The sequence below is a fragment of the Streptomyces sp. NPDC054847 genome, assembly GCF_053610925.1.
The window spans coordinates 1-9,474 of record NZ_JBSGZJ010000283.1 but is presented as its reverse complement, the minus strand read 5'-3'; the positions used below and the strand labels follow the sequence as shown (position 1 = coordinate 9,474).

At 69.6% G+C, this 9,474-nt stretch carries 8 protein-coding genes; all 8 read left to right on the top strand.

From position 1 onward, the window contains the following. Nucleotides 1-59: 59 nt before the first annotated feature. Nucleotides 60-1,568 (top strand): bifunctional tetrahydrofolate synthase/dihydrofolate synthase, encoded by a 1,509-nt coding sequence (gene folC, locus ACWGH4_RS24105; RefSeq protein WP_453464379.1) that lies wholly within the window; start codon nt 60-62, stop codon nt 1,566-1,568. 4 nt (nt 1,569-1,572) lie between these two features. Then, nucleotides 1,573-1,923 carry a DUF4233 domain-containing protein gene (locus ACWGH4_RS24100; RefSeq protein WP_159692053.1) on the top strand — a complete coding sequence of 117 codons (351 nt, stop codon included), beginning with the start codon at nt 1,573-1,575 and terminating at the stop codon, nt 1,921-1,923. Between the two features lie 110 nt (nt 1,924-2,033). Continuing rightward, nucleotides 2,034-2,444 (top strand): nucleoside-diphosphate kinase, encoded by a 411-nt coding sequence (ndk, locus tag ACWGH4_RS24095; RefSeq protein ID WP_453464375.1) that lies wholly within the window; start codon nt 2,034-2,036, stop codon nt 2,442-2,444. 284 nt (nt 2,445-2,728) lie between these two features. Next, on the top strand, nt 2,729-3,748 hold the full coding sequence (locus ACWGH4_RS24090) for a rod shape-determining protein (protein ID WP_453464381.1): 1,020 nt from the start codon (nt 2,729-2,731) through the stop codon (nt 3,746-3,748). 129 nt (nt 3,749-3,877) lie between these two features. Beyond that, complete coding sequence (gene mreC / locus ACWGH4_RS24085; protein ID WP_441262999.1) at nt 3,878-4,897, top strand: rod shape-determining protein MreC; 1,020 nt, start codon at nt 3,878-3,880, stop codon at nt 4,895-4,897. 13 nt (nt 4,898-4,910) lie between these two features. Then, on the top strand, nt 4,911-5,582 hold the full coding sequence (gene mreD, locus ACWGH4_RS24080) for a rod shape-determining protein MreD (RefSeq protein WP_453464372.1): 672 nt from the start codon (nt 4,911-4,913) through the stop codon (nt 5,580-5,582). Nucleotides 5,583-5,598: 16 nt separating this feature from the next. Further along, the gene (gene mrdA / locus ACWGH4_RS24075) at nt 5,599-7,767 is read left to right on the top strand and encodes a penicillin-binding protein 2 (protein ID WP_441262997.1); all 2,169 of its coding nucleotides are present in this window, start codon (nt 5,599-5,601) and stop codon (nt 7,765-7,767) included. A gap of 3 nt (nt 7,768-7,770) precedes the next feature. Further along, nucleotides 7,771-8,973, top strand: a complete 1,203-nt coding sequence (gene rodA / locus ACWGH4_RS24070) for a rod shape-determining protein RodA (RefSeq protein WP_441262996.1) — start codon at nt 7,771-7,773, stop codon at nt 8,971-8,973. Nucleotides 8,974-9,474: the final 501 nt, after the last annotated feature.

Genomic DNA, 9,474 nt, shown 5'->3' with positions numbered 1-9,474 from the left:
CCGGGGACGCCCCCGGGGCCTCGGCCGTATCCGTCGGCGCCCCTCCGTAGACTGGACCCGTGAGTGAGCAGCCCGACGCCTTCGACGAGTCCGACGCCTTCGACGAGATCGTCGACGCAGAGACCGACCGCGACCCCGACCTGGCGGTGATCGAGGCCGGCAGCCGCACCCTGCGCGCACAGGCCGGATCGCCGCAGGCCGACCAGGTGCCTTCCCGCCCGGCGGATCCGGAGGTGGACAGGGCGCTGCGCGAGGTCGAGGCGGATCTCGCCACGCGCTGGGGCGAGACGAAGCTGGAGCCCTCCGTCGCCCGTATCGAGGCGCTGATGGACGTGCTGGGAGAGCCGCAGCGGGCCTATCCCTCCGTCCACATCACGGGGACGAACGGCAAGACGTCCACGGCCCGGATGATCGAGGCCCTGTTCTCCGCCTTCGACCTGCGCACCGGCCGCTACACCTCGCCGCACGTGCAGTCGATCACCGAGCGGATCAGCCTGGACGGCGCTCCCATCGACGCCGAGCGCTTCATCGAGACGTACAACGACATCAAGCGCTACGTCGAGATGGTCGACGCGCGCCAGGAGTACCGGCTGTCGTTCTTCGAGGTGCTCACGGGCATGGCGTACGCGGCCTTCGCCGACGCCCCCGTGGACGTGGCCGTCGTCGAGGTCGGCATGGGCGGCAGCTGGGACGCGACCAACGTGATCGACGGCTCGGTCGCCGTCGTCACCCCCATCGACCTGGACCACACCGACCGGCTCGGCACCACTCCCGCCGAGATCGCCGCGGAGAAGGCCGGGATCATCAAGCAGGGCGCGACCGTCATCCTGGCGCAGCAGCCGGTGGACGCCGCTCAGGTGATGCTGAAGCGGGCCGTCGAGGCGGACGCGACCGTCGCCCGCGAGGGCATGGAGTTCGGCGTCGTCTCGCGCGAGGTCGCGGTCGGCGGACAGCTGCTGACCCTGCGCGGCCTGGGCGGCGAGTACGAGCAGATCTTCTTGCCCCTCTACGGCGCGCACCAGGCGCACAACGCGGCGGTGGCGCTCGCGGCGGTCGAGGCGTTCTTCGGCGTCGGCGCGGGTGACGCGCGCACGCTGGACGCCGACACGATCCGCAGGGCGTTCGCCACCGTGGCCTCGCCCGGCCGGCTGGAGGTCGTGCGCCGCAGCCCCACCGTCGTGCTGGACGCCGCGCACAACCCGGCGGGCGCGCGGGCGGCGGCGGCCGCCGTCACCGAGTCGTTCGGCTTCTCCCGGCTGATCGGTGTGGTGGGCGCGAGCGACGACAAGGACGTCAGGGGCTTCCTGGAGGCCTTCGAGCCGATCTTCCACGAGATCGTCGTGACGCAGAACTCCAGCCACCGTGCGATGAACGCGGACGCGCTCGCCGCTGTCGCCGTGGAGGTCTTCGGTGACGAGCGCGTGGTCGTGGAGCCGCGGCTCGACGACGCGCTGGAGGCGGCGATCACGCTCGCCGAGGAGGAGTCGGAGTTCGCCGGCGCCGGCGTGCTGGTGACCGGTTCCGTGATCACGGTCGGCGAGGCCCGGCTGCTGCTGGGGAGGGGCTGACATCGTGCGTACGCTCTGTGCGTCGACCCTGATCGGCGAGTTCTTCGTGATCGGCTTCGCCGGACTCGTGGCCATGAAGTCGGACGACGTCTCGATGGCGGCGGTCTGGACGGTCTGCGGCGTAGCGATGCTGCTGTCGCTGCTGCTGTGCGGCATGATCACCCGCCCCGGCGGGACCCAGCTCGGCTGGGCGCTGCAGATCGCGCTGATCGCCAGCGGTTTCGTCGTTCCGGCGATGTTCTTCCTCGGAGTCCTCTTCGGCGGCCTGTGGTGGGCCTCCATCCACTACGGCCGCAAGATCGACGAGGCGAAGGCCCGGTGGGCCGCGCAGTCGGCGGAGGCTGACGCCGGGTAGCCGGCCGAGGCCCTTGGCGCCGGGGATACGGGGCGGGTGCCGCCCCCGGCGTCACACCCGGTAATCTCGGCCCGACCGCACACATCCAGGCCTGCAAGGAGCCGCACACCATGACTCAGCGCACCCTCGTCCTTCTCAAGCCGGACGCCGTCCGTCGCGGACTCGTGGGCGAGGTCATCGGCCGCATCGAACGCAAGGCCGACTGGAAGATCGCCGCGCTGGAGCTGCGCACGCTCGACCGGGCCACCCTGGAGCAGCACTACGCCGAGCACGTCGGCCGGCCCTTCTACGAGCCGCTGGTGGAGTTCATGCTGTCCGGCCCGGTGGTCGTCATGGCCGTCGAGGGTGAGCGCGTGATCGACGGCGTACGCCAACTGGCGGGTCCGACCGACCCGATCGCGGCCGCTCCTGGGTCCATTCGGGGTGACTTCGGCACGATCGTCCGGGAGAATCTGATCCACGCCTCGGACTCCGAGGAGTCCGCCGTCCGGGAACTGAAACTGTTCTTCCAAGAAGGCTGAGGCCTGCCCCTTTCCAGGCCTTTTCTGACAGCACGTCAGCCATACAGCGCTGTTGTCCTGGGGCGACCGATGGAATTTCGGTCGCCCTTCGGCATACGCAAGGGCATTGCGGGAACGCATCGCTCCGACGCATCGTCACCATAAACAAGAGGTGGACCACCGCGCGGTGTCCGTGCAGGCGGCACTACGATGTAAGCCTCCACGCCACAGCACTCACCTCGCCATCCTGAAAAGCCATCAACGCTCGATTTGGGAAGGCCAGACGCATCCTCATGGGGAACAACATGTCGTTCATCGGCCGTGACATGGCTGTCGACCTCGGGACCGCCAACACGCTGGTGTACGTCAGAGGCCGGGGGATCGTTCTCAACGAGCCGTCCGTCGTCGCCATCAACACCAACACGGGCGGCATTCTCGCGGTCGGCGCCGAGGCGAAGAAGATGATCGGCCGGACGCCGGGCAACATTGTTGCCGTCCGGCCGCTGAAGGACGGCGTCATCGCCGACTTCGAGATCACCGAGCGGATGCTCCGCTACTTCATCCTCAAGATCCACAAGCGCCGTTATCTCGCCCGGCCCCGCGTCGTCGTCTGTGTGCCTTCCGGTATCACGGGTGTCGAGCGCCGCGCGGTCATCGAGGCGTCGACCCAGGCGGGCGCCCGACAGGTGCACATCATCGAGGAGCCCATGGCCGCGGCCATCGGCTCCGGCCTCCCGGTCCATGAGGCCACCGGCAACATGGTGGTCGACATCGGTGGTGGCACCACAGAGGTCGCCGTGATCTCGCTGGGAGGAATCGTCACGGCACAGTCCATCCGGGTCGCCGGCGACGAACTCGACAACGCGATCATCCAGCACATCAAGAAGGAGTACTCCCTCCTCCTCGGTGAGCGGTCCGCGGAGAACATCAAGATCACCATCGGTTCCGCGTACGAGATGGAGACGGAGGAGCACACGGAGATCCGCGGCCGCGACCTGGTCTCCGGTCTGCCCAAGACCGTCGTCATCTCCGCCGCCGAGGTCCGCAAGGCCATCGAGGAACCGGTCAACGCGATCGTCGACGCCGTGAAGACCACCCTCGACAAGTGCCCGCCCGAGCTCTCCGGCGACGTCATGGACCGCGGCATCGTCCTCACCGGCGGCGGCGCCCTCCTGCGCGGCCTCGACGAGCGGCTCCGCCGGGAGACGGGCATGCCGATCCACATCGCGGAGAACCCCCTGGACTCGGTGGCGCTCGGATCCGGCAAGTGCGTCGAGGAGTTCGAGGCGCTCCAGCAGGTGCTGGACGCCCAGCCGCGTCGTTAGACGGTCGGACAATACGCCGTACGGGGGCTGTGAGGCCCCCACATGGGGTCCTCCCCGCCCCTGACACGGGGGAAGGATCGTTGCTCTACCGACACGACCATTCCTACGAGGAAGGCACGGCCGCCGCACGTGAGGGACACAAAGGAGAGCCGGCTGCTCCTGGCATTGCTGATCGCCATCGCGTTCGCTCTGATCACGGTGGACATCCGCGGCGGTGAGGAGTCACCGGTCGACGGTGCACGGCAGGCCGCGGCGTCGGTCTTCGGGCCCGTGGAGAACGGCGTCGCGGCCGCCGTCGACCCCATCGGCAACGCGATCGGAGCGGTCCGGGAGTCCGGTGACCGTCACGACCGCATCAGGCAGCTCCAGTTGGAGAACGCCGAGCTGAAGCAGCGGCTCGGCAGCGACGAGCGCAACAACAGCCGGCTCCGCCAGCTCGACGGCATGATCCGAACGGCTGCCGCCGGCCAGTACGGCATCAAGGGCGCCGAGGTCATCGCCATAGGAGCGGCCCAGGGCTTCTCCTGGACGGTGACCATCGACATCGGCTCCGAGGACGGCATCACGCGCGACATGACCGTCATCAACAGCGAGGGACTCGTCGGCCGGGTCACGACCGTCGGCCCGCGCACCTCGACCGTGCTGCTCGCCAGCGACCCGGACTTCACCGTCGGCACCCGGATGGAGAAGACCGACGAGCTCGGCTTCGCCACCGGACAGGGCGACCGGCCGCTGCTGGTCCAGCTCCTCAACGGCAAGTCCAAGGTGAAGAAGGGCGACCGGCTGGTCACCTTCGGCTCCCAGGGCAGCAAGCCGTTCGTGCCCGGCGTGCCGGTCGGCGAGATCATCCGGGTGGACCCCGCCAGGGGCGACCTCACCCGCAACGTCTACGTGCGCCCCTATGTCGGCTTCAGCAGGCTCGACATCGTCGGCGTCGTCGTCCAGGCGCCGCGGACCGATCCCCGCGACACCGTGCTGCCCCCGAAGCCCGCCGGCCCCAGGCCGACGCCGACCGTCACGGTCACCGTCACCCCCGGCGCGACCCCGCCGGAGGGCGAGGCGCCGGTCCAGGACGACGGCCAGGTCCAGGGCGACGGGCCCGACCCCGGCGCCTCCGGTGACGCCACAGGCCAGAACGACGACCAGTAGGAGCTGATCCGTCATGCGTGTCAACCGGATGCTGCTCTCCACGACGCTGGTCGTGGTCGCCCTCGTCATCCAGGTCTCCGTCCTCGCGCGGCTCCAGCTGCCCGGCGCGGTGCCCGACCTCGTACTGCTCGTCGTCCTCGGACTCGCCATGGTCTACGGCCACATGGCCGGGGCGTTCATCGGCTTCGGCGCCGGCCTGCTCGCGGACCTCGCCCCGCCCGCCGACCACGCGGCCGGCCGCTACGCGCTCGTCCTCTGCGTCATCGGCTACCTCGCCGGACTGGTCCGCCCGGAGAACGGCAAACCACTGCGGTCCTCCAGCGGGCCGATGGCCGTCGTCGTCGCGGCGGCGATCGGTTCGACGCTGCTGTACGCCCTCGTCGGCGCCCTCGTCGGCGACACCGCCGCCCGCCATGTCGGCCTGGGCAGCCTGCTGTTCACCGCCGCGGTGTACGACCTGCTCCTCGCGCCGTTCACCGTGCCGCTGATCATGTGGCTCGCCAGACGCAGCGAGAACGATCCGCTCGCCGAGAGCCAGAGCGCCGGCGGCGCCGACGTGGCCGCGGGCTGGCTCGCCTCCGGCACCGGACTGCGCATCGGCGACCAGCGCGGCGGACTGCGGCTCAAGGCGGCGAAGACCCGGGCCGCACGGGCCGGACGCATCAAGGGAGTCAAGCGACTGTGATCGAGGGGGCAGCAGCGTGAGCAACATTCCGGAGACAGGCCGGACCCCCCGGGTCCAGATCCGTCTCGTCATCATCCAGGTACTCGTCTTCTCCCTTCTCCTCACCCTCGGCGGCCGGCTCTGGTACCTCCAGATCCGCAACGGCGACGAATACGCCGACGAGGCCAGCGGCAACCACGTCCAGCGGGTCGTCACACCCGCCGTGCGCGGCTCGATCCTCGACGCCCGCGGTGTGCCGCTCGCCGACAACGAGACCCGGCTCGTGGTCTCCGCGTCCCGCACCGATCTGCTGAAGATGAAGGACGACGGCGAGGCCGTCCTCACCCGGCTCGCCGGCGTCCTCGGCATGAAGCCGAAGGAGGTCATGGACAAGGTCCGCCTCTGCGACTCCAAGACACCGCAGCCCTGCTGGAACGGCTCCCCGTACCAGCCGATCCCGGTCACCGACGAAGCCACCACCCAGCAGGCGCTGCAGATCCGCGAACGCTCCGAGGACTTCCCCGGCATCACCGCCGAACCCACCGCCGTACGCCGCTACACGGCCCCCGCCAAGGCCCGGACCGCGCAGGTGCTCGGCTATCTGTCGCCCGTCACCGACGAGGAGATCCAGAAAGCCAAGGACAGCGACTCGCCCTACCTGCGCTCCGACCAGGTCGGCCGCTCCGGCCTCGAGCGCACCTACGACAAGGAACTGCGCGGCAAGGCCGGCGTCACGTCGTACGAGGTCGACAAGCTCGGCCGGGTCATGGGCGAGGCCGAGGCGGACCCGGGCGTGCCCGGCTCCCACCTCGTCACCAGCATCGACGCCCGCGTCCAGGCCGTCGCCGAGTACGAACTCCACCAGGCGATGAAGACCGTCCGGGGAGAGACCGACAAGATCACCGGCCGCCCGTACGAGGCCGACGCGGGCGCCGTCGTGGTCATGGAGGCCAAGACCGGCCGGGTCGTCGCCATGGCCTCCCAGCCCGACTACGACCCCAACGCCTGGGTCGGCGGCATCTCCGCCAAGGACTACGCCAAGCTCACCGGCAAGAACTCGAACTACCCGCTGCTCAACCGGGCCACCCAGGGCCAGGCACCCGCCGGCTCCGTCTTCAAGGTGGTCTCGGCGAGCGCGGCCGTGCGGGCCGGCTACGCCTTCGACGACCTCTACAACTGCAGCAGCTCCTACAGCATGGGCAACCGCAGCTTCGCCAACTTCGAGTCCCAGGGACACGGTCCCATCACCCTCGGAGACGCCCTCAAGTACTCCTGCAACACCGTCTTCTACCGGCTCGGCCACCAGGAATGGCAGCGCGACGGCGGCCTCAAGCCCAAGAAGGGCGCCCACGACTGGTTCTACCGGACCGCCCATGACTTCGGATTCGGGTCCGAGACCGGCATCGACCTCCCGAACGAGGTCAAGGGCCGCATCCCCGACCGCCACTGGAAGCAGGCCTTCTGGGCGGCCAACAAGGACTCCTGGTGCAAGCAGGGCAAGAAGGGCGGCTCCTACGTCGAGCAGATCGCCTATGAGAGCTGCCTCGAAGGCAACCAGCTGAAGGCCTTCGACAGCATCAACTTCGCCATCGGCCAGGGCGACGTACTCATCACCCCCGTCCAGTTGGCCACCGCCTACGCCGCCATCAGCAACGGCGGCACCCTCTACAACCCCACCGTCGGCAAGGCCGTCATCAGCCCCGACGGCAAGAAGATCGAAGAGATCAAGCCCAAGTCCCACGGCAAGCTGCCGGTGAACGCCGAAACCATCAAGGACCTCGACAAGGGCCTGCGCTCCGTCGTCGAGCCCGGCGGCACCGCCGCATGGAGGTTCGGCGGCTGGCCCCAGGACAAGATCCCGATGAGGGCCAAGACCGGCACCGCGCAGGTCTACGGCAAGCAGACCACCTCGTGGTTCGCCACCTACACCGACGACTACACGATCGTCATGACGATCTCCCAGGGTGGTACGGGCTCCGGCGCGTCCGGTCCCGCCGTACGCAACATCTACGACGCGATGTACGGCCTGGACAAGGAAGGCAACCAGGACCTCAAGCGGGCCCTGCTGCCCAAGCCGCAGCAGACCCTGCCCAAGATCTCCCCGGACGGCTCGATCGACGCCCCCGAGGTCAAGCCCTACGTTCCTCCGAAGCCGCAGGACGCCCAACCAGTGCTCGCGGGAACACCCGCATCGCGGAGGGACTGAGACATGACAGGCGCAGGCGGCTTCTCCGTCCCGGGATACGGCCCGGAGCGCGGCGGGGTCTGGACCAGGCTCACCGCCCGTGACTCCGTGGTGCGCAGGCTCGACTGGCCGATGCTGCTCTCCGCGATCACGCTCTCGCTGGTCGGCGCGCTCCTCGTGTGGTCCGCCACGCGCGGGCGCACCGAACTCAACCAGGGCGACCCGTACTACTTCCTCGTCCGGCACCTGCTCAACACCGGCATCGGCTTCGTACTGATGGTCGGCACCATCTGGCTCGGCCACCGCACCCTGCGCGGCGCCGTCCCGTTCCTCTACGGGCTCTCCGTCGTGCTCGTGCTGCTCGTCCTCACCCCACTGGGCGCCACCATCAACGGCGCGCACGCCTGGATCCAGCTCGGCGGCGGCTTCTCCCTCCAGCCCTCCGAGTTCGTGAAGATCACGATCATCCTCGGGATGGCGATGATGCTCGCGGCCCGCGTCGACGCCGGGGACCAGGTGCACCCCGACCACCGCACCGTCGCCAAGTCGCTCGGACTCGCCGTCCTGCCGATGATCATCGTCATGCTGATGCCCGACCTCGGCTCGGTCATGGTCATGGTCGTCATCGTCCTCGGCGTGCTGCTCGCCTCCGGCGCGTCCAACCGCTGGGTCTTCGGCCTCATCGGCGCCGGAGCGGCAGGCGCGATCGCCGTCACGGCGCTCGGACTGCTCGACGAATACCAGATCAACCGCTTCGCCGCCTTCGCCAACCCCGAACTCGACCCGGCCGGCGTCGGCTACAACACCAACCAGGCGCGCATCGCGATCGGTTCCGGCGGGCTGTACGGCGAAGGACTCTTCAACGGCCACCAGACCAGCGGGCAGTTCGTGCCCGAACAGCAGACCGACTTCATCTTCACCGTCGCCGGCGAGGAACTCGGCTTCCTCGGTGCCGGACTGATCCTCGTGCTCCTCGGCATCGTGCTGTGGCGCGCCTGCCGGATCGCGCGCGAGACGACCGAGCTCTACGGGACGATCGTGGCCGCCGGGATAATCGCCTGGTTCGCCTTCCAGTCGTTCGAGAACATCGGCATGGCGATGGGCATCATGCCGGTCGCCGGCCTGCCGCTGCCGTTCGTGTCGTACGGAGGCACGTCGATGTTCGCGGTGTGGATCGCGATCGGGCTGCTGCAGTCGATCAGGGTGCAACGCCCCATAAGCGCGTAGCCCTTGAGCGGGCGGCACACCCGACCCGGTGGCGCGGCGCCCCCGGGTCCCTGGCGGCCGTCCGGGGCCGGTCGGTCCGGCCGGGCCACTGCTTTGTCAGGGTGCGCCCCGACCCAGGTGTTGGTGGCCTCCGGCGGGGGTGGCCGGTGCGGGGCCGTGTCGCCCCTGCGGGGCGTCGCCGTCGGCCGGGTGGTTGGTGCGTTCGGGCGTGCCCGGCTTCGTTGTGCGTCGCCCTGCGGGAGGGCCGGGTCTCGTTGCGTTACCCCTTGCGGGGCGGGGCGTTCCGGTGGTGGTGCCGCCCTTGGGGGCGTGGCCCGGCTTCGTTGCGCGTCGCCCTGCTGGGCGTGGCCCGGCCCCTGTTGCGTTGCCCCTTGCGGGGGGTGGCTGCGCCGGTGGGTGGTGCGGGGGGCGGGGCCTCCGGAGGGGGGTGTCCGGAATGGCTGTCCTCACCGCGCTTCACGCGAGTCGCGACGCTTTACTTCCGGACACCCCGGCGGGCCC